Origin of the sequence: Paracoccus bogoriensis (genome assembly GCF_019431455.1) — a bacterium.
GTDB lineage: Bacteria > Pseudomonadota > Alphaproteobacteria > Rhodobacterales > Rhodobacteraceae > Paracoccus > Paracoccus bogoriensis.
Map to the genome: position 1 here is coordinate 1 of NZ_JAHYSR010000059.1, position 609 is coordinate 609.

Genomic DNA, 609 nt, shown 5'->3' on the forward strand with positions numbered 1-609 from the left:
TGCAGCTTTTCGATCGCGCCTTCCTTCTCGGCCGCCTTCGCCTCGGCCTTGCCCGAGAAAATCGCGGCCATGCCCTCGAGCGCCTGACGCTTCCAGGAATGGATCACCGTCTGATGCACGCCGTGCTTCGCCACCAGCTCGGCGATCGTCGCCTCGCCACGAATGGCTTCAAGCGCCACCTTCACCTTGAAGGCTGCGCTGTAGTTCTCCCGTTTGCCGGCCACGCTGTTCGTCCTCGTCTTCCTTGGCGGCAAGCTTAGCAAACTGTCCAGTTTATGGGGACCACCTCACTGCGCTGCCCGACATGGCCGACGTTCGGTCAGGCCGGCAGTCAGGCCGGGATCTGTTGGCCTGGCTGGGTCTGACAGCAAGGCCGCACGCGACAGGCGGCAACCGAGGCCCCGAATGCGATCCATCCGGGAGAGGGGCCGAAGCGGCTGGGGCGCATCTCGGAAATGGGCAGCAGGTCTCTGCGCAGTCTGCTCGACCTGGGTGCCATCGCGCAAGTCAGCGCGCGCCGACGGGGTGAGGCCAGGGACGACGGGCTGTGGCAGATCCTTCCGTGCAAGAAGCCCAGGCAGGCCGCGATCGCCCTGGCCAACCGCATGG

General features: G+C 66.0%; 1 protein-coding gene. It reads right to left on the reverse strand.

Going from position 1 to position 609, the window contains the following annotated elements:
- Positions 1 to 224 (reverse strand): transposase (locus KY389_RS15055; RefSeq protein ID WP_219831783.1); only part of this gene is annotated, 224 nt, incomplete at its 3' end.
- Positions 225 to 609: the final 385 nt, after the last annotated feature.